This window comes from Enterococcus sp. UD-01 (assembly GCF_044909655.1).
GTDB lineage: Bacteria > Bacillota > Bacilli > Lactobacillales > Enterococcaceae > Enterococcus_L.
Window position 1 is genome coordinate 1 of sequence record NZ_JBIYEU010000018.1, and the last position, 21,216, is coordinate 21,216.

15 protein-coding genes are annotated in these 21,216 nt (G+C 39.3%); 13 read left to right on the forward strand and 2 right to left on the reverse strand.

All coding sequences use genetic code 11. The features are described 5' to 3' along the window. Positions 1-222 precede the first annotated feature (222 nt). The 10 genes from ABH902_RS13145 to glmS all read left to right on the forward strand — a co-directional run bounded on the left by ABH902_RS13145 (position 223) and on the right by glmS (position 15,516). Entirely contained in the window at positions 223-1,347 is a 1,125-nt protein-coding gene (locus ABH902_RS13145; protein WP_404591435.1) for a DUF3114 domain-containing protein, read from the forward strand. 210 nt (positions 1,348-1,557) lie between these two features. Beyond that, a complete protein-coding gene (gene nifJ, locus ABH902_RS13150) occupies positions 1,558-5,235 on the forward strand; it encodes a pyruvate:ferredoxin (flavodoxin) oxidoreductase (RefSeq protein WP_404591437.1) in 3,678 nt (1,225 codons plus the stop codon). Positions 5,236-5,438: 203 nt separating this feature from the next. Next, positions 5,439-6,326 (forward strand): diadenylate cyclase CdaA, encoded by an 888-nt coding sequence (cdaA, locus tag ABH902_RS13155; protein WP_404591530.1) that lies wholly within the window; start codon positions 5,439-5,441, stop codon positions 6,324-6,326. After that, the gene (locus ABH902_RS13160; RefSeq protein ID WP_404591439.1) at positions 6,323-7,459 is read left to right on the forward strand and encodes a YbbR-like domain-containing protein; all 1,137 of its coding nucleotides are present in this window, start codon (positions 6,323-6,325) and stop codon (positions 7,457-7,459) included. The genes cdaA and ABH902_RS13160 overlap by 4 nt, the downstream gene beginning before the upstream one ends. 114 nt (positions 7,460-7,573) lie before the next feature. Next, positions 7,574-8,929, forward strand: a complete 1,356-nt coding sequence (glmM, locus tag ABH902_RS13165) for a phosphoglucosamine mutase (RefSeq protein WP_404591441.1) — start codon at positions 7,574-7,576, stop codon at positions 8,927-8,929. 282 nt (positions 8,930-9,211) lie between these two features. Continuing rightward, positions 9,212-10,069 carry an S-adenosyl-l-methionine hydroxide adenosyltransferase family protein gene (locus tag ABH902_RS13170; RefSeq protein ID WP_404591443.1) on the forward strand — a complete coding sequence of 286 codons (858 nt, stop codon included), beginning with the start codon at positions 9,212-9,214 and terminating at the stop codon, positions 10,067-10,069. Positions 10,070-10,079: 10 nt separating this feature from the next. Continuing rightward, positions 10,080-10,631 carry an ECF-type riboflavin transporter substrate-binding protein gene (locus tag ABH902_RS13175; protein ID WP_404591445.1) on the forward strand — a complete coding sequence of 184 codons (552 nt, stop codon included), beginning with the start codon at positions 10,080-10,082 and terminating at the stop codon, positions 10,629-10,631. A gap of 91 nt (positions 10,632-10,722) precedes the next feature. Further along, entirely contained in the window at positions 10,723-12,432 is a 1,710-nt protein-coding gene (locus ABH902_RS13180) for an ABC transporter ATP-binding protein (RefSeq protein WP_404591447.1), read from the forward strand. Next, positions 12,429-13,262, forward strand: a complete 834-nt coding sequence (locus tag ABH902_RS13185; protein WP_404591449.1) for an energy-coupling factor transporter transmembrane component T family protein — start codon at positions 12,429-12,431, stop codon at positions 13,260-13,262. Before ABH902_RS13180 ends, ABH902_RS13185 begins: the two co-directional genes overlap by 4 nt. A gap of 442 nt (positions 13,263-13,704) precedes the next feature. Next, positions 13,705-15,516, forward strand: a complete 1,812-nt coding sequence (gene glmS / locus ABH902_RS13190; RefSeq protein ID WP_404591451.1) for a glutamine--fructose-6-phosphate transaminase (isomerizing) — start codon at positions 13,705-13,707, stop codon at positions 15,514-15,516. Positions 15,517-15,728: 212 nt separating this feature from the next. On the opposite strand, the gene ABH902_RS13195 is transcribed toward glmS, so the two are convergent. Further along, on the reverse strand, positions 15,729-16,601 hold the full coding sequence (locus ABH902_RS13195; RefSeq protein WP_404591453.1) for a C40 family peptidase: 873 nt from the start codon (positions 16,599-16,601) through the stop codon (positions 15,729-15,731). A 467-nt stretch (positions 16,602-17,068) separates the two neighbouring features. Here ABH902_RS13195 and ABH902_RS13200 point away from each other — a divergent pair, with 467 nt between their 5' ends. The 3 genes from ABH902_RS13200 to ABH902_RS13210 all read left to right on the forward strand — a co-directional run bounded on the left by ABH902_RS13200 (position 17,069) and on the right by ABH902_RS13210 (position 19,905). Then, the gene (locus tag ABH902_RS13200; protein WP_404591455.1) at positions 17,069-17,359 is read left to right on the forward strand and encodes a hypothetical protein; all 291 of its coding nucleotides are present in this window, start codon (positions 17,069-17,071) and stop codon (positions 17,357-17,359) included. A gap of 102 nt (positions 17,360-17,461) precedes the next feature. Beyond that, entirely contained in the window at positions 17,462-18,430 is a 969-nt protein-coding gene (locus tag ABH902_RS13205) for a tetratricopeptide repeat protein (protein WP_404591456.1), read from the forward strand. A 221-nt stretch (positions 18,431-18,651) separates the two neighbouring features. After that, positions 18,652-19,905 carry an acyltransferase family protein gene (locus ABH902_RS13210; RefSeq protein ID WP_404591457.1) on the forward strand — a complete coding sequence of 418 codons (1,254 nt, stop codon included), beginning with the start codon at positions 18,652-18,654 and terminating at the stop codon, positions 19,903-19,905. A 284-nt stretch (positions 19,906-20,189) separates the two neighbouring features. Here ABH902_RS13210 and ABH902_RS13215 read toward each other — a convergent pair whose 3' ends face one another. Continuing rightward, entirely contained in the window at positions 20,190-21,143 is a 954-nt protein-coding gene (locus ABH902_RS13215) for a 1-phosphofructokinase family hexose kinase (protein ID WP_404591458.1), read from the reverse strand. Positions 21,144-21,216: the final 73 nt, after the last annotated feature.

Consider the following 21,216-nt stretch of genomic DNA (forward strand, 5'->3'; position numbering starts at 1 on the left):
TCAGGCTCAAGCAATTGTAGTAAAAGACGAGCAATGCGTTTTATGCATTGGCGGATTTTATGAAATTGCCGAAGAGTCTGACATTTGACCACCGTCTATTTGTAAGTAGAGGGCAAGACAAAACTGTTTTTTAAGTTTTGTTTTGCCCTCGCTTTTTTGTAAAAACAGCATTAGGCACAATTATCGCAGTAAATGGTATACTGACAAAGAGGCGGTGATTTTATGGAAAAGCTTTCTCACCATGAAAAAGTACAAAAATCATACTATTTAATAGAACCTCCAGCAAATCTTTCGCTTGAAGATCAGGCGTTATACAATTGCGTAGTCACTAAACAAATCAACGAACTGCAGCTAAACGGTTGGGATCCAGCGGCACTTACCACCTATGCGAATTATCTCAAACAAGCTTTAGAGATAGCTGAACCTGATATTGCCGGTTCTCTATCAGCGTTTTATCAGCAGACCTATTTGGTTGGCTCAGCTCTTTATGAAAAACTCTTTTGTTCTAGCCAATTATCAGACAAGGACAAGATCTTTTTAGTTATTCGACAATTAGGCGGTTTTCTTAATGAACAGAATGATCTAGAGTTAGCTGAAACACAGTATACTTTTGATCCGGAGCTGGCGCCTGGAGCTGCTTTTTTACATACATTTTCAGAAACCGTCCAGCGTGCCTATCCAAAAGGGTTAAAAATCGCTGCGGCTGATCAGAAATTATCTAAAGCTACGCTGAAGAAGAAGTATCCACAAGAAACTATGCTACATCAGTTTCGCCATCAATTGGATAAGCATAATATTTGGTATGTAAAAAACTATCGTCAAAGTCATCAGCTGGCAACCGATGAAGTAGCCATTAAAGCTATTTTAAAGGATAACTGGTTTTACGCAGATCCTCATTATCATAATCGTGCGCTTTTAGGAACGGATATTACAGCGAAGGATCGGGATCAAATGCACGGTAGCTTAACCAATCGTGGTCTGCTCAAGAAAATTAGCAAGCGCGGCTTTTACCGAAAGATTTTATCCGGAGACTATCATAGTGAATTTATTGTAGATGAAGCAGGCGCCCTAATTAGTCAATGGCAGATCACAACTGACGAAAAAGCTTATCAAGTGATGCCGATCGCCAATGGGGAATCCTTTAATTACGGTAAACGACCTAGATTTGATCCCACGAATTCTCATCAGCTACTGGACGGGGTTCCGCCGCATTATTTTGATTCTGATAAACGTTTGTCGCTTAAAAAACAATGGGTGGCTCCTACAGATAATTGGTTTTATCAGCTGATTCGGCGTTTGGCAGAATATGGCATTCGTTTTAAGCGTAAGAAAAACAACAGAATATAATCTGAACTTCCGAAGTTACGGTAACTTTGTGAAGTTTTTTTATTAGGAAAACAGAAAGCTTTCATCATTATTTCGCAAAACAGTTGAATATTTTTGTAAGTTTGTGAAAAATTTCCGCAAAACGTTCCAAATTCAATTTGTATCCGTTATAATATAGAAGAATATGCGTGCAACTATTCTACTCTTATATAGAAGGATGATGAATACCAGATGCGAAAAATGAAAACAATGGACGGCAACACTGCTGCGGCATATATCTCTTATGCTTTCACAGAGTTAGCCGCTATTTATCCAATTACGCCCAGCTCAACCATGGCAGAATTAGTCGATCAATGGTCTGCAGAAGGAAAAAAGAATATCTTCGGACAGCCAGTAAAGATCGTTGAAATGCAGTCAGAAGCCGGAGCAGCCGGAGTTGTCCATGGCTCATTAAAAACAGGAGCCTTAACTACTACCTACACTGCTTCACAAGGCTTGTTGCTGATGATTCCCAATATGTACAAGATTGCGGGCGAATTATTGCCGTCTGTCTTTCACGTTGCCAGCCGAGCAGTTACGACCAATGCGCTGAATATTTTTGGTGATCATGGAGATGTGATGGCTGCTCGCCAAACAGGTTTTGCTATGTTGAGTGAAAGCAGTGTGCAGGAAGTCATGGATTTATCAGCAGTTGCTCATTTAGCTTCCATTGAATCAAGCGTTCCGTTTTTAAACTTTTTTGACGGCTTTCGAACCAGTCATGAAATTCAAAAAATTGAAGTATTGGACTATGAAGAATTAAGTCCACTGTTAAATCAGGAAAAATTAAAGGAATTTCGCAGCAGAAGCATGAATCCAAATCACCCTTCAGTCAGCGGAACCAATCAAAATCCTGATATTCATTTCCAACAACGCGAAACAGTGAACCGTTATTACGAAGAAATTCCGGCGATTGTGAAAAAATATATGAATGAAATCAATCAGCTAAGAGGCACAGCCTATGATCTAGTGACTTATTATGGTGCTGACGATGCAGAAGAAGTCATTGTCTCCATGGGTTCTGCGGCGCAAGCGATTGAGCAGACGATTGATTATTTAACGAAGCAGGGTCGTAAGGTTGGCTTCTTAAATATTCATTTATACCGTCCATTCCCAGTAGCAAGTTTTTTAGAAAAAATACCGCAAACGGTCAAAGCCATTGGCGTTATGGATCGTACAAAAGAACCCGGAGCTGGCGGCGAGCCGCTGCTTTTAGATGTTCAAAGTGCGATGTATGAATCAGAGCTGCGCCCGATGATTATTGGCGGCCGCTATGGCTTAGGCTCGAAGGATGTCTTGCCGAATCAGATTGTAGCTATTTACGACGAGCTGAAAAAAGACAAAGCTACGGCGAAATCGCGCTTTACGATCGGAATTGTGGATGACGTTACGTATACGTCACTTGATTGTGGACCTGCGCTTGATTTAACCAATCCGCAAACATATCAGGCAAAATTCTGGGGCTTCGGTTCAGACGGAACCGTGGGCGCCAACAAATCGGCCATTAAAATTATTGGGGATCATACGGATAAATATGCCCAAGGCTTCTTTTACTATGATTCTAAAAAATCAGGCGGGTTGACGGTCTCTCACTTACGCTTTGGTGATACGCCGATTCGTTCAACGTATTTGATTGAACATGCCGATTTTGTTGCCTGTCATACTGCGGCTTATTTGAATACCTATGATTTAGTCAAAGGGCTGAAAAAAGGCGGAACCTTCTTATTAAATACCGTTTGGAATGATGAGCAATTAGAACGCTTTTTACCAAATAAGCTAAAACGCTATTTAGCTGAAAACGACATCCAGTTTTATACAATTAACGCAGTGAAATTAGCGAGTGAAGTTGGACTAGGCGGTCGGATTAATACAGCAATGGAAACAGCCTTTTTCAAGCTGGCTGAGATCATGCCGTTTGACGACGTGCTGCCGATTTTAAAAGAAGAGGCGTTTAAAAGCTATGCCCGCAAATCAATGGCTGTGGTGGAAAAAAATGTACAGGCAATTGAACGGACAGTCGAATTGCTTCATCAAGTAACGGTTCCTGAAACCTGGAAAACGATTGAAGTAAAACCAAAAGTCCGCAAAGCTGACGTCACAGATTACGTTCATGAAATTGTGGAGCCTATTAACCGCCAAGAGGGAAATGAATTGCCAGTAGGCGCATTTGTCAAAAATAACATGACGGATGGCCGCATGCCGCTTGGAACAACGGCTGTTGAAAAACGTGGAGTAGCTGTTGAGGTGCCGGAATGGATCAGCGATCGTTGTACGATGTGTAACGAATGTGCCTTTGTTTGTCCGCATGCTGCAATTCGTCCGTTTTTAGCAGATGAAGAGGAAATGACGGAAGCGCCGGAAGGCTATATTGTCAGAGAAATGCGGGGAGCGGATGGCTTAAAATACCGCATTCAAGTTTCAATCGAAGACTGTACCGGCTGTGGTTTGTGTGTCGAGGCTTGTCCGGCTAAAGGCAAAGCGTTGGTGATGAAGCCTTACGCAGAGCAAAAAGAACAAGCAATGAACTGGGCCTTTTCCATGACCCTTAGACAAAAGGAAAATCCGGTAAAAGCTAATTCTGTTTTAGGAACTCAATTTAACAAGCCGTTATTAGAATTTTCCGGTGCCTGTGCCGGTTGTGGTGAAACGCCTTATGTAAAATTATTGACGCAAATGTTCGGTGACCGCATGATGATCGCCAATGCAACAGGCTGTTCCTCTATTTGGGGCGGCGCAGCGCCCGTTTCACCTTATACGACAAACGAGCAAGGGCAAGGACCTGCCTGGTCTAATTCATTGCTGGAGGATAACGCAGAATTTGGCTATGGCATGTTGTTAGCGAATCAAACACGTCGTGAATCCCTAGCGCTTAAAATGAAGCAGGCGATGTCTGTTGCTTCATCAGAGTTACAGCTATTGCTTGAGGATTGGATCGCTCATATGCATACTGGTGAAGGAACGCAGCAGCGTGCCGCTAAATTAAAGGCTGCACTGTTGGCAGAAAAAGCCGGCCAACCGTTATTAGAAGCTATTTACGAAGACAGGGATTTGTTCGTGAAAAACAGTCAATGGATGATTGGCGGTGACGGCTGGGCCTATGATATTGGCTATGGCGGTATCGATCATGTTCTGGCGAGTGGGGCAGACGTGAATATGCTGGTTTTAGACAATGAAGTCTATTCCAATACTGGTGGTCAAACCTCTAAAGCAACGCCGGCTTCTGCAATTGCCAAGTTTTCTGCCAGCGGTAAATATGTGTCCAAAAAAGATTTAGGCATGATGGCTATGACTTACGGCAATGTATACGTTGCTCAAATTGCTTCTGGTGCAAACCAAATGCAAACCATTAAAGCTTTTGAAGAAGCCGAACGCTTCCCTGGTCCGTCAATTATTATCGCCTATACACCTTGTATTACACACGGCTTAGCTGGCGGCATGAGTAAAACATTAGAAGAAGCCAAAGAAGCGGTCAATTCAGGCTACTGGTCCTTGTACCGCTATAATCCGGAATTAAAGGAACGCGGCAAAAATCCGTTGACCTTGGATTTTAAAAAGCCTAATTTTGCAGAAATGCCAAACTTCATGCGCAAGCAAGTGCGTTTTGCCTCATTGGAAAGTACACAGCCGGAATATGCCGGCAAGCTCTTTGAAAAAACAGTGAACGATGCAAAAAATCGTTTTTACAGCTATGCCCGTTTAGCTGGACAAGAAGAAAAAATCAAAGCTAAATTAGAAAAAACGGTGGAAGAACCAGTTATGGAAAAAGCGCCGCGAGTAAAAAAAGAGCGAGTAGTAGATCCGGAAGCAGAAGCTAGAAGAGCGCAAAGACGGGCAGAACGAGCTGCTAGACGTCAGGCGAAGGAAGAATAAGTAAAGATTGCTTAGACTACTTTGAGTCTTAATGAGAGGCTGAGGCGAAAGTGAAACAGACTTTTGTCTCAGCTTTCTTTAATTTTATGAAGAATTCGCGATGTTTCCTAATTTTTTTCGATCTTTTATTCGCCCTTCTGTAACCAGAGTCAAGAGTATGTTATACTAACTAAAGAAATCTTCAGAGAGAAGTGAGGTTTATGATGTCTTTTCAACTTAGTCAATTATTTGATTTAGAATATTGGCGGCAATTGATCTCATCGGATTTCTTGTCCCGCAATTACATAATCAATATAATAGATATTTTAGTCGTCTGGTATTTAGTCTACAAACTAATTATGCTGGTCAAGGGAACCAAAGCAGTCCAATTACTTAAAGGGGTCGCAGTTTTTATTGTGATTCGTATTTTGAGTGAAATTATTGGTCTACATACGCTCTCCTGGTTGATGAATCAGGTCATTATGTATGGTGTGATTGCTGCTGTGGTGATTTTTCAGCCGGAGGTGCGGCGAGGATTGGAGCATTTAGGCAGGAGCTCCTTTTTCCGGACAACGAGATCTGAACAGCAAGAAGACGAGCGGATGATTTTAGCCTTCGATAAGGCGATTCAGTATATGTCAAAGCGGAAAATCGGTGCTTTGATAACGGTAGAAAGAAATACCGGGCTGGATGAATATATTGAAACAGGAATTGATCTAGATGCGGATATTACCGGCGAGCTACTGATAAATATCTTTATTCCGAATACACCGCTGCACGACGGTGCTGTAATTGTGAAAAACGGCAAAATTGCTGTGGCCAGTGCTTATTTGCCTCTTTCTGAAAGTAATTTAATTCCAAAAGAATTTGGCACACGCCACAGAGCCGCTGTAGGAATCAGTGAAGTTAGTGATGCGATCACGATCATCGTATCAGAAGAAACCGGTGATGTCAGTTTGACGTTGAACAACGAATTGATTCCACGTTTGACCCAAGAAGAATACTTAAAAATTCTGCGGGCTGAATTAGTACCAAAAGAAGAAACGAAAGATAAGAAGAACCTTTTGCAGCACTTTCTTGAAGGTGTATCGAAGGGGGCGAAGCGAAAATGAAAATGCCCTCTCAAAGCAACTGGTTTTCAGGTTTGTTAGCCTTATTGTTTGCGTTATTGTTATTTTTTAATGCTAATTCCTCCAATAATTCGACAACGAGCTCCACTTCATTTCAAGTATATGACGAAGTGCTAGATAATATTCCAGTCCAATTGGAATACGATCAAGATAAATATTTTGTTTCTGGTTATGAAGAAGCGGTTAATGTTCATTTATCCAGTGCCAACCGTATTCAACTGAATGCGCAATCTAACGAAGATACCAGAACATTTCAGGTGGTCGCGGATTTAACACAGGTGGGGTTAGGAACCACTGAAGTCCCTTTAAGAGTGAAAGGCTTAAGTTCAGCCGTAACTGCTGAGCTGGAGCCTAAAACAATTACCGTTACAGTAGAGAAAAAAGTCACGAGAGCTTTTGAGGTTCAAGCACAGCTGCCCGGCTCAATTGAGGCTGACGGCTACAAGGTAGAAAAAGTAAATGTTAGTCCAAAAACGGTAGAAATTACCACAGGCGAAGAAACAGCCAAAGCTATTACTAAAGTTATTGCGCCATTGTCTAATGTGAAGCAGTCTGCTGAAACAATTAAGCAGACGGTCAATGTACAGGCATTGGATGCCAAAGGTCAGGCCTTGAGTATTGAGAATCCTGCACCGCAGGTAAAAGTGGTGGTTGATTTGGCTTTGCCTTCGAAAGAAGTTGGGCTGACGATTAGTGCGACAGGCTCACCGCCTGCTGACATTGATCATTACACATTTAGTCTTTCTGAGGCAAAGGCTGAAATTAGAGGCTCAAAATCAGTCTTGGATACAATTGATACGATTGAAGTACCAGTAGATATAAGTAATATACGAACAACAACCAAAAAGACAGTTGAAATTCCTGTTAACGGTGATTACATTGTAACGCCGGAAAAAGTTACTATTACAATTAATCCAGTCTTAACGACAACCAGATCTAGCTATTCAGATAATGGCGGTCAGGGATCAACGCTTCCTAATAATAATCAAAAGCCAACGAATTCTGGATCGTCCGATAAAAAAACAAATGGTTCTACATCAACGAGCAGTTCCACGAGTAAATCAACCTCTTCCAGTTCTACAAAGCAAGAGGTTGACGATACCGCAAATGAATAACGGAAAAAATGCTCGTTCTATAAGCAATAACTAAGGATCAATGATTCGACTTTACTTGAATAAAAAAGTGAATAGTGTTTATGATGGAACCTATATGTAAAAGGAGAATTTAACATGGGTAAATATTTCGGAACAGATGGTGTTAGAGGCATTGCCAATAAGGAACTAACACCTGAATTAGCGTTCAAACTAGGACGTTATGGCGGCTATGTATTAAGTCAGCATGAAGATTCATCACGTCGTCCAAGAGTGTTAGTGGGTCGCGATACACGTATCTCAGGACAAATGCTAGAGCAAGCGCTGATTTCAGGACTTTTATCAGTCGGTATTGAGGTTTTTCAGCTGGGTGTGATCTCAACACCGGGTGTGGCTTACTTAACTAGACTTCAAAAAGCTTCTGCAGGCGTTATGATTTCTGCTTCTCATAATCCGGCAGAAGACAACGGTATTAAGTTTTTTGGTTCAGACGGCTTTAAGCTTGTGGATGACCAAGAATATGAAATTGAAGCCTTATTGGATCAAGAAGAAGATCATTTACCGCGTCCTTCTGCTGAAGGCTTGGGAACCTTAGATGAATTTCCCGAAGGTTTGTTAAAATACTCTCAATTCTTGGTTCAAACTATCCCAGGCGATTTATCTGGATTGTCTGTTTGTGTTGATGCGGCTAATGGCGCTACAGCTACTTCTGTCAATCGTTTGTTTGCAGACTTGGAAACGGATTTTTATACGATGGGCACTAGTCCAAATGGCTTGAATATTAATGATGGTGTGGGTTCAACGCATCCAGAAGCGTTAGCAGAAATGGTCGTTGAAAAAGGAGCGGATGCTGGTCTAGCCTTTGACGGTGACGGCGATCGCGTCATTGCAGTTGATGAACTGGGAAATATTATTGACGGCGATAAAATTATGTTTATTTGTGCCAAATATTTAGCTGAGAAGAATCGCTTGAAAAAAGACACAATTGTTACCACTGTAATGAGCAATTTAGGCTTCCGTAAAGCAGTTGAAGCGGCTGGCTTAAAGGATGTTATTACACAGGTTGGCGACCGTTATGTAGTCGAAGAAATGCGTAAAAATGATTACAATTTCGGTGGAGAACAATCTGGTCATATGATTTTCTTAGATTACAATACGACCGGTGATGGAATGCTTTCAGGTATTCAGTTGCTAAACGTTATGAAGCAAACTGGTAAAAAATTATCCGAGCTGGCGGCTGAAGTAACAGTTTATCCGCAAAAATTAGTAAACATTCGCGTAACAGATAAAAATGGTGCCATGGAAGTTCCGGCAATCAAGGCTATTGTAGAAGAGATGGAAGCGGAAATGAACGGCGACGGCCGAATTTTAGTTCGACCTTCCGGTACCGAACCTTTATTGCGGGTAATGGCTGAAGCTCCGACCCAAGAAAAAGTTGATTATTATGTAGATAAAATTGCTGAAGTTGTAAAAGCTGAAATTGGTGTTGACTAAAAACTGCAGCGCACATTAAATCAAAGGTAAACCAAAAGTTATTCAGGTTTAAGCAGTTGAAATAAAAGCTGGAGTAAGCTGTTGAGTGTCTTACTAGACTTTTATGAAATTGTTGAAGCTCCTAACTTTTGGTTGCCTTTTTTCTTTTTTTAAATTGACGAATATTTAATGGATGATTGTTGCTATTATTCGTTTGTAGGATTGACAGAAGACCTAGGAAAAGGTACGATATTTGAGAATCCATTAAAATTTTAATTATTTTGTTTTAAAAGGAGTGTTATAATGGGGAAATACTTGGTTTTACAGACGGATTTTGGTTTAGGGGATGGTGCAGTCAGCGCCATGTATGGGGTCGCTCATATGGTAAGCGATGACATTACGATTGATGATTTAACACATGAAATTCCGCCGTATGATATTTGGGCTGCTTCATATCGGTTGTATCAAACAGTGAAATATTGGCCCAAAGGAACTGTTTTTGTATCGGTAATTGATCCGGGAGTGGGTAGCACGAGAAGAAGCATTGCCGCTAAAACTTCCTCCGGTCATTATATTATTACGCCGGACAACGGTTCTTTGACACATATTTTACATTATCAAGGGATTGACGAAATCCGAACAATTGATGAAATCAAGAGCCGTTTGCCTCATTCAGAAGAAAGCCATACATTTCATGGTCGTGATATTTATGCGTATAATGGAGCACGTTTGGCTAGTGGAGAAATTGACTTTGCAGAGTTGGGTCCTGTAGTTTCAGCTGAAACGATTGAAACACTGCCGATTATTGAAGCTTCCATCAAGCAACAGATCTTAGAAGGTAGCATCGATGTGCTGGACATTCGTTTTGGTTCCTTATGGACAAATATTCCTTTAGCCTTTTTGAAGCAAGCTGATATTCAGCATGATGACCAACTGCAGGTAACTATTTTTCATCAAGGAAAAAAAGTGTACCAAAATATTATGAAATTCGCTAAATCATTTGCGGATGTTAATATTGGTGAACCGCTAGTTTATGTTAATTCATTAGTCAATATTGGTGTAGCGGTGAATCAGGATTCGTTTTCTAAGTTGTATCATATTGGTACTGGAACGGATTGGACAATTCAATTACGAAAAGCACCAAAAATTATTTTTGAGTAGGAGTGGGGATATGAAAAGAGATTTTTCTGTAAAAACAATCGTAGCCATCGGAATTGGTTCTGCTGTCTTTGTTATCTTAGGACGTTTTGTGGTCATTCCGACAGGATTTCCAAATACGAATTTAGAAACGGCCTATCCGTTTTTAGCGTTGATTTCTGCTATTTTTGGTCCAGTTGCCGGCGGCTTGATTGGATTAATCGGCCATACCTTAAAAGACTTCACGACTTATGGCAGTGCCTGGTGGAGTTGGATTATTTGTTCTGGTATTATAGGAGTGATCTATGGCTTTGCGACCAGCAAGCTGGATCTGCAGCACGGTGAATTCAGTAAAAAAGATATGATTCGCTTTAATATTTATCAGCTGCTTGGAAATGCGGTGGTTTGGGGTTTGATTGCACCGACATTGGATGTTTTAATCTATAGTGAACCTGCAAATAAGGTTTATACACAAGGCGTGATTGCCGTTGTCTTGAATGTGATTTCAGTGGGTGTTATTGGTACAATCTTAATGGCGGCTTATGCAGCGACCAGAACCAAAAAAGGCAGTTTGACAAAAGATTAAGGTCATGACAAGGGTCAGAAAAAAGCCAGCTTGTATTTAAGCAGCAGCCTTTTTCTGCCCTTTTTTACATAGAGATAAAGGAGCAGTTTCCATGAAAAAACCACTCATTACGTTTACTAATTTTTCTTTTCAATATCACAGTCAGGCAGAACCAACGCTGCACGATATTCATTTAACCATTTATGAAGGTGAAAAGGTGCTGATTGTTGGTCCGAGCGGAAGTGGAAAATCAACCTTTGCTCAGTGCATTAATGGCTTGATTCCGTATACATTTGAAGGCGAAATCACAGGCAGTGTAAAGATTCGCGACAAAGAGCTGTCACAAACAAGTTTATTTGATTTATCCTTTGACGTTGGTACGGTGTTACAGGATACCGATGGACAATTTATTGGCTTAACAGTAGGTGAAGATATTGCTTTTGCCTTGGAGAATGATGAGGTTGCACAGGATAAAATGAAACAAGAGGTACAACGCTGGGCAAAAACAGTTGAGCTGGAGCATTTTTTAACCCATCGACCACAAGATTTATCCGGCGGTCAAAAGCAGCGGGTTTCTATGGCCGGTGTCTTGATTGATGAAGCGCCGATTCTATTGTTTGATGAGCCTTTAGCGAATCTTGATCCTAGAGCAGGCAAAGAAACGATTGCCTTAATTGACGAGATTCATCAAAAAACGGAGACCACTGTCCTAATTATTGAGCATCGTTTGGAGGATGTTTTATATCGTTCTGTTGATCGCGTAATTGTTTTTAATGAGGGGCGTGTTGTCGCTGATTTACCGGCAAATGAGCTGTTGCGAACGAACATTCTGACTGAGCAGGGCATTCGGGAGCCATTATATGTAACGGCAATGAAATATGCTGGCGTTGATTTAGCAACCGTGGAAAATCTGGCGCAAATTCACTCTGTGCAGGCACCAGAGCTGAAAGAACAAATGGAAAAATGGCATGAACACCACACACAAACAGTGAAAGCCACGGAGAAAACCAAACTATTGTCTTTAGAAAACCTGACGTATCAGTATCAAAAAAATGGCCGTAAAGTCCTTGACGCTATTTCCGTCACTTTCAACAAAGGAGAAATGATCAGCATCGTTGGGAAAAACGGCGCTGGCAAATCAACCTTAAGTAAAGCGATTTGCGGATTTGTAACACCTCAAAAGGGTCAAATGACTTGGAACGGTCAGGATTTTATGCGTTTTTCAATTAAAGAACGAGCGGACAAAATCGGTTATGTTATGCAAAATCCGAATCAGATGATTTCAAAAAAGCTAATCTTTGATGAGGTGGCTTTGGGCTTACAATTAAAAGGCGTGCCAGAAGCAGAAATTAAGGAACGCGTGGAAAAGGTATTAAAAATTTGCGGCTTGTATGCGTTTCGCAAGTGGCCTATTGCGGCATTAAGCTTTGGTCAGAAAAAACGTGTGACGATTGCGGCTATTTTAGTGCTGGAGCCTGAGATGATTATTTTGGACGAACCGACTGCGGGGCAGGATTTCAAGCATTATACAGAAATGATGACCTTTTTAGAGCAGCTGAATGCACTGGGAGTAACGATTGCGATGATTACTCATGATATGCATTTAATGCTGGAATATACAGAACGGGCTTTGGTGGTGTATGACGGGAAAATCATTGCCGATACAACGCCAGTAAAAGTATTGACGGATGCTGAATTAGTAGCACAGGCTTCATTAAAGGAAACCAGTTTATTCACCTTTGCCCAGCGTCTAGGAATGAAGGAGCCGTTTAAGTTTACAGAGAATTTTATGGCTTATGATCGGAAGGTGCGCTTGAAATGAACGAACATCAGACATTAGGATATATCCCGGATAATACAGCCATTCATAAATTGAATGGAACAGCGAAGCTGATTTTTTTAATTTTGCTGTCGGTTGCTTGTATGACGACTTACGACACGCGCTTTTTACTCGGCATGACCGTTTTTTCACTGTTTTTGTTCAAGCTGTCTAATATTAAGTGGCATCAGATTTCTTTTGTAGTGAAATTTATTTTTGTTTTTTCCTTGTTGAATATTATTGCTGTGTATCTGTTTGCTCCAGAATACGGTGTAGATATTTATCATTCTAGAACAGTTCTTTGGGAAGGAATCGGTCGCTTTACGTTAACGCAGGAACAATTATTTTATGAGTTTAATTTAGTTTTGAAATATTTTTGCACGATTCCGTTAGTACTGATCTTTTTACTGACGACCAATCCCAGTGAATTTGCTTCAAGCTTGAATCGACTTGGTGTCAGCTACAAAATTAGCTATGCAGTGGCTTTGGCGATTCGCTATATTCCCGATATTCAAGAAGATTTCTTTGATATTTCGCTTGCTCAGCAAGCGCGCGGCTTTGAAATGTCTAAAAAAGGCAAGCTGGTACAGCGAATTAAAGGAACAGCACAAATTGTACTGCCGCTAATTTTCTCTAGCTTGGATCGGATTGAAACAATTAGTACTGCCATGGAGCTACGTCGTTTCGGAGAAAAGAAAAAACGAACCTGGTATGCTGAACGACCGTATCAGTCAAGTGATTTCATAGTTATCGGTTTAGCCGTTTGCTTGACGGTTTTCAGCTTTGGCTTGTTTAAAGTTAACGGCGGCCGTTTTTATAACCCGTTTCATTAGGGAAAATGGATAAGTGAAAGAGTCAATTCGTTGAGTTGGCTCTTTTTTGATATATACCAATTTTTATGTTTTAATAAGTTTGTTGACAAGTGTTCCTTGTTTGGTATATGATTATTGCAGTTTCTATTGAAATAAAAATAAAGAGGTGAAAGTAGACCAATGATGGATAGCGCCAGGCCTGAAAAACAGGTGACGAGGAAAGAGCTTATCGAAAGATTCGGCGGATGGCTCTAGGGACTGCACTCTACAAGCTGAAAGGAAAACTTAATTGTAAAATTAAAACAAAGCTTCAGCTACGCAGAATAGAAACGTGACGTTAAGCATGAAAATTGTCTAGATGCGGAAAAATTCACTGTGAATTGACTCAACCCTCACAGTCCTGATTTTTAAAACATCTATTCATTTTCTCAACCAGAAAAACAGGAAAGTAGGAAAAAGACATATGTGCGGAATCGTGGGAATTATTGGAAAAGACAATGCAGCAGACATCTTAGTGCAGGGACTGGAAAAATTAGAATATCGTGGCTATGACTCAGCGGGGATTTTTGTAGCTGGAGCAAATGATCAGCATTACTTGGTTAAATCGCAAGGAAGAATTGCTGATTTACAAGCTCGAATTACTCCCGAGGTGAATGGAACTGTCGGTATTGGACATACTCGTTGGGCGACACACGGCAAACCAAGTGAACGGAATGCGCATCCTCATACCTCAAGCAATCAACGTTTTACTTTAGTTCATAATGGCGTGATTGAAAACTTTGAAGAAATAAAACAGGAATTTCTTCAAAACAAACAGCTGGAAGGGGAAACAGATACAGAAATTGCCGTTCACTTAGTGGAATATTTTTCAGATAATGGACTTGCAACAAAAGCAGCGTTTAAAAAGGCGCTGACCATCATTAAAGGCTCCTATGCATTTGCTCTAATTGACAGAAATGATCCGGAAACGATTTATGTAGCAAAAAATAAAAGTCCGCTATTAATTGGATTAGGCGACGGCTTTAACGTCATTTGCAGTGACGCGATGGCGATGCTTTCGCAAACCAACCATTTTGTGGAAATTGCTGACGGCGAAATGGTGACTGTAAAGGCCAATGAGATTGCGATTGAAGATGAAAAGGGCAATGCCGTTTATCGCGAATCCTATGAAGCACAGTTGAATTTAAGTGATATTGAAAAAGGAACCTATCCTTACTATATGCTAAAAGAAATTGATGAGCAGCCAAGTGTTATGCGCCGCATCATTCAAGCCTATACGACAGCAACTGGCGATACACAAATTGATGAAGAAATCCTAAATCAAATCATTGCCAGTGATCGAATTTATATTATTGCCTGTGGCACTAGTTATAATGCGGGCTGGGTAGGAAAAGCGATTCTTGAGCAGATGACCAATATTCCAGTTGAGGTTCATCTTTCCAGTGAATTCGGCTATAACATGCCTTTGCTTTCTGCCAAACCATTCTTTATCTTTTTAAGTCAAAGCGGAGAAACGGCGGATAGTCGTCAAGTATTGGTGCAGCTGAACGAAATGGGCTTGCCTTCTTTAACGCTAACAAATGTGGCCGGTTCTACCTTATCCAGAGAAGCTGATTATACTTTACTGCTGCATGCAGGCCCTGAAATCGCTGTGGCTTCTACCAAAGCCTATACGGCTCAGATCGCAGTGTTGGCAGTGCTGGCAAAAGCAATTGGCGATCAAAAAGCCAATCCAAAATCCTTGAACTTCGACATTGCCCATGAATTAAGTGTGGGTGCAGCTATCATGGAAACCATCATTGATGAAAAAATGCTGATTAGTCAGCTGGTGGAACAATACCTAACTGACAGTAGAAATGCGTTTTACATTGGTCGGGGTGTCGATTATTTTGTAGCGATGGAAGCCTCCTTAAAACTAAAGGAAATCTCTTATATTCAAGCGGAAGGCTTTGCCGCCGGAGAATTAAAGCATGGTACCATTGCTCTGGTGGAAGAAGGAACACCTGTATTTGGTATCATTACGGATCAAAAAACTGCGGCGCATACACGCGGCAATTTAAAAGAAGTCGAAAGCCGCGGGGCTCATAATTTTGTGATTTCTTTAGAATCTTTAGCCAAAGAAACTGATCAGCTGATTATTCCCGATGTACATCCTTTGCTGACACCCTTAGTCAGCATTGTACCAACACAGCTAATTGCTTATTTTGCAACATTACAAAGAGGCTATGATGTAGATAAGCCGCGTAATCTGGCAAAAAGTGTAACAGTCGAATAATAGAATAGTCATTAAACAAAGAGGTCGGGACAGAAGCGTTTAGCTTCGAGAAATAAGAAGGAATTCACGAAAATTGTTTTTCGAATTTTTGTGAATTTCGGCTTATTTCCGAAGAGGCTGCTTCTGTTCCCGCCGTTTATTCGTGTTTAGAGTGTGAAGCAAAAGTGTTCTTTACTTTTGTTTCACACTCTTTGTTGTTAGATAAAATCGTTTTATAAAACTCGTAAAGCAAAGTCTGGTTTATACGAAGAAACGGTAGTGATTTGAACGACATCTCCGGGAACGGGCGCATGAATGTAAGAACCATCTCCTGTTGAAATACCTACATGATGCGTACTGCCGTGACTTCCCCAAAAAACGAGATCGCCTGCTTGGGCTTGTTCTACCGGAATAACACTGCCGGCAGTTTCTTGATCTACGGTGGTTCTGCCTAATGATCGACCGATTGCTGCAAAAGAAACTTGAACCAAGCCAGAGCAGTCAAAAGCATCGGGGCCTGCTGCACCATAAACATAAGGTTTGCCTAATTGTTTTTTTGCCGCTGCTACGACAGCAGCTCGATCATCTGCTTTTTTCTTTTGCTCAGCCTCTTGTTTTTTCGTTTGAGCTAATTTATTGGTCAGTTCAGTTTGTTGTTTTTCTAATGAGCGTTGCTTTTTTGCAGTCGAAGTAGAGAGTTGTTGAATAGCCGCTTTTTCCTGCTTCAATTGTAGAAGCTCGGCTTGTTTTTCTGCTTCAAAACTCATATTATTCTGGGTTTGTATGGCTGAAGAAGCTATTGCTTGCGAAGTGCTTTTTTTCAGCGAAGATCCAGTAGGGATTTCAATGGCGGTTAAATTTTTGACTTGTTGTAAATCAATTTGCAACTGTTGGATTTTTTGTTCTATGGTGGTTAGTTGCTTCCTTTGTTGCTCCTGCTTGTTTGCTACTTTTTTATTGGACGCTTGTACTTGTTGTAAAGCTTTGGTTGTGTCATTTATTACTTTTTCTTGAGAAGGGGAAGCAGCATAAGCGGAAGTAGCGGCAAATAAGACTGGGGATAGAAACATGACAAATAAGGCGGAAATAAATTTCTTTTTTTTCAAAGTAACGCTCCTCATATATGTAAAATTATACTCTCTTTAGCACCAACAAACATTTAAACATGATTGGAGGGAATAGTCCATAAAAGGGACGTTAAATATATATTTCGGTCATTACAAAACACTGACTTTTGTGTCGAAATAAGAAGCAAATGTAATAAAATCAAAAGCTTAAAACGAATTAAGTTACTATTTGTAACTAATTACTGTCATTTTTGCTTGGTTTATTATAAAATAGAAAATGGTATTAAAAAAATTAATAAATAAAAGAAGGTGATAACAAATTTATTCTACGCGGGTTGGTCCAATTCTGCCATTATTTTACCTCTTAAATTAATCAGATCAGCGAAATTCTTGCGTTCTTTCATGATTTTCTATATTATAAAAAGCAATTTTAGGTTATGATGAAAGTAATTAAAAAAAACAATAAACATTATCAAGAGTGTATAAATAGAAAGTGAGTGTAAGGAATGGATAATCGCGTAGAAGTAATGACATTTTCAAAATTAAAACAAATGATGCAGGAACTGGAAGCAAATGAAGCAGTCAATGATGATACAAAGATTTTTATCGATACTGGTTGGGATAGTGTCCAAGAAGTTGAACCAAATGCCTTTCAGGTTGAAGAAGTCGTAGAATTTAAAGTAAAAGATGAACTAACAAATGAATTTTATGTTGGTTATTCATTGACTGAAAAAGCAGAACAAACAAAGGCACAAGGACCGAAAGAAACAGCAGTCATTATTAGAAATTTATATTAACAAAAATAAAGGTTTCGCTGAACAGTGATCTGTTTGATGGGACTTGTGTCTGGATGAAAGAATCATAGTTGGAGACGAATCATTAGAGGAGTGATATTTCTTTTGACGAACAAAATTCCGTTTCCAAGAAATTATGAACGGTTCATTGAATTAGGACATAAAGCCGTACAAGAAAATAATTTACTTGAAGCGTTGAACTTTTTTGAAAAAGCGTATACGATAATACCGGATTTTTCCCTTAATTATTTCATTGTCACCCTCCATTTAGAACTGGGGCATTATAAACGAGCCTTAGAAGTAGCCTCAGAAATGAAGGAGCAATATTATTCTCATTGGGATTACAGGGAACTTTATATACAAATTTTAATTAAAAATAATAAGTTTACTCAAGCACATAGCATTATCAATGAACAAATTTTGTCGGAACAAGAAGAGAATACAAATAAACTCTCTTCTTTAAGAAAAAAATTTCGGTATGTTAAATTGATGCATCAACAATTTGAACCGAAGGACAATAAAGAAGTACGAGCAGATCTTTTACGTTTAGGCGAGTACGATTATTGTGAACAATTTTCTATTGTAAAAAAAGTAGTTCAACTTCCGCAAGAAGAGTTCATAGATATTGGGAAGCATATTTTACTAAATAATGAGTTACATAATTTGGTTCGTTCATGGGTATTAGAAGAATTTAGTTCTTGTCATTATCAAGAAACGTTGGAATATCTCTGGTGGGACCAGCAAAAATATACGATCATTCCTGCGACAATAGGGAACCCTCTAGATTGTGGTGCCTATCAGAGAATTCGGCTCTTTTTAGAAAAGGAGCTACTGAATGAAGACTTATTTTTATTAGTGGAGATACTGGAGGAACTGCGCTTGCATTTCGCCTTGTTGTATCCAATGGCTGATCAGGTAATTAAAAATCCTACCTTGTGGGCAATTAGCTATATTATTTTCTCTAAACCCGCTGCAGCCTATAAATATCAGCTCTATAATCAATGGCGGGAACTCAAGGAAATTCAAAAAATACAAGGGGAGCTACGCACGGATATCGAAAGCTTCCTATCGTAAACGTTAATCACTTAACTATTACTCTTTATCGAGTAATGGTTGAGTGATTTTTTGTTGATAATGAAAACTTATTTTTTATCAATCAAGATATTTTTGAAAAAAACATTATATTTCTTTCTTCAAATACTATATAATTGAATAGTTAAAATTACATTGAGATTAAAAAAGTTTGTTAGTGAAGTAGAAGGAAATGAGAAAGTGGAAAAATAAAGGTGGGTTTTATGAAAGAGAAAAGGGCAAAATATCGGAAGTCGAATTTTGAGTTGTTAAGAATTTTAGCCATGTTAGGCATTATTGTCTATCATTTGGTTTTGCATCATTTGGATTATAATCGGTTTGCTTTAATTGATGAGACATTAGGATCAAACTTTTATCATTTAGAAATAATCCAACTATTTTATACCTTGGGACAAATTGGCAATACGTTGTTTATTCTTATTACCGGATATTTTCTAATTGAAAGAAAGGAACATATCAATGTTGTAAAATCAGGAACTAAGTTACTAAATCGCTCGTATTTTCTGGCGATTATATTGTTGGGAATTTCTTATTTGTTAGCTAGATTGCGCTTGCCGTTTTCGTCTAATTCCGATATCCATATGGCATTAAACGGCTGGTGGTTTGTTGGATATTATCTTTTTATTATTATATTTGCAAAGTATGTTCTTAATCGGTTTCTTAATGGATTAGATAAAAAAGCATATTTGAATTTCATTTTAAGCTTGACGATCTTGCTAAGCTTTATGGAGGTTTTCAATGTTCTTGCAAATTTGAAAATTCAAAATTTTGTGATTGGTATTTTAATTTATTCTATCGGCGGTTTTCTTCGTTTATACTCGCCGTTTAAGAAGGTAAAGTTAAGAATATTTCTTCTTTTTATTTTAGGCTTTACATTAATCCAAGTGGTTCAATATAAAGTGAATTTACAAACAAACCTGCGGCAATTTTATAATGCACCGGAAGGCTTGTTTGTTTCGTCGCCATTTACTAACGTACTGTGGTCTCCAAGTATTTTATTTACAATGTGCAGTGTGTGTATCTTTGAAGTCTTCAACAGGATAAAAATTGGTAGTATCAGATGGATTAATACGTTATCAGCAGCCACGTTTACAGTATATCTATTCCACGAATCTTCTTTTTTTCGCAAACTACATTTTCAAGGGCTGCCTTTGCCGAATCGATTAGGGGTATTAAAAACTGTTTCTACTAAAATTTTAGCGGAAGGACCTGATAAGGGTACCGCAGTTCCCTTAAATAATCCGGAGATGTGGATTGACTTAAAAGATTTTATGAATATTAGTCAAGTACTTCATGAAAGAGGCTTAAAAATAGGCGTTTTATACATAATTTTATTGACAGTTGGGATTTTCTTTCTCGGCATAGTATGTGAGTTTGTTATTCAACTTTTGAATAAGATTTTTAAGAGTATCTTTGTTAGTGATTTCATGAAAATAAAAAGAAACTTACGTTCATAGTATATCCTGCTGCTTTCAGGTGATGCATCTTGACTAATCTCAGGAAAGAGGCCGGGACAAATAGCCACGAGTTCTGTAGTCCTCACCAAACACCAACCTACAAGCTATTTCTGTCATCTCTGGTATGTCAGGAAATTGCTTGTAGGTTAGGCAGTTATTGAGCATTTGCCTGCCATAAGTATTCCTTTTGACCGTCGTGAATACTATGCATTTCAGCGCTCGGAGAGTCAATGACGACTTGTAGCTGATCATTTTTTCGCATAATTTGTATTCTTTCCTGTACGTTATTTAAATGTCTTTTTCTCAAGTGTAATCGTTGGTAATATCGTAGCCAGTTGTGTATCCGTGACTTCGGGGTACCAGTTTAATACATTGCACGTTGAAAAAACTAAAGCACTCTTTAACATCGCTTCTACTGAATCCTCTTCTGCGATCCCTTTGATTAAGCGGCCTAGAAAAAAATCGCCGCAGGCAATGGGATTTTTTGCTTTTACAGGCTGCGCAGCGCCAAAATAAAATTCGCCGTGCATGCGAGCGACAATTCCCGCTTTTCCTAAGGTAATAATAAAGTTTGGAATTTCTTTTTTTATCCCATCAGCTAATAAGGTCAAATAATCCTCCACTGTATTAAGCTGCTTTTTAGGAAAGATTTCACGAACTTCTTCATCGTTAATTTTGATTAAATAAGGTGCAGCTTTTTGGTAAGTTTCTTTTAAAGCAGCACCACTGGTATCTACGCAAAGCTTAAAGGTTACTTGACGTCTGGCTAATTCCGCTTCGAGCTGGCTAATATAATCAGCGGGCATTCCCTTCATCAAAGAACCAGAAAAAACCACGATATCATTTTCATGGATCGCATGGATCAGATTTTGAGTAAATAATGCCAAAGTTGCTTCGTCTAATTCAAAGCCTTTTTCATAAACAGGAACAATCTCTTTTTTTTGTACGTCAACTAAGATATTGCACAAACGCGTATTTTTTTGAACAGCTGTCGTCCGTAAAAGATACCCTTTGGCTTGAGCTAATTCAACCAGTTGTTTGCCATAGAGACCACCGATCATTGTATGAATCATTACCGTTTCGCTTATTTTTTCATAGGTTAAAGCGTAGGCGACATTAAAACTTTTACCGCCCGGAAATTCTTTCACTTCAATGGGACGATTGGGAATAGCGTTTTCAATCGTTTCTAACAATAACGTGCGATCAACCGCAGGGTTTGGACATATCAGATGAATCATAAAATCAGCCTCCTTCATTTTCTCAAATTCATTATACAATAAAAAATGTTTTGTTTGCATATATTTTGCAAAA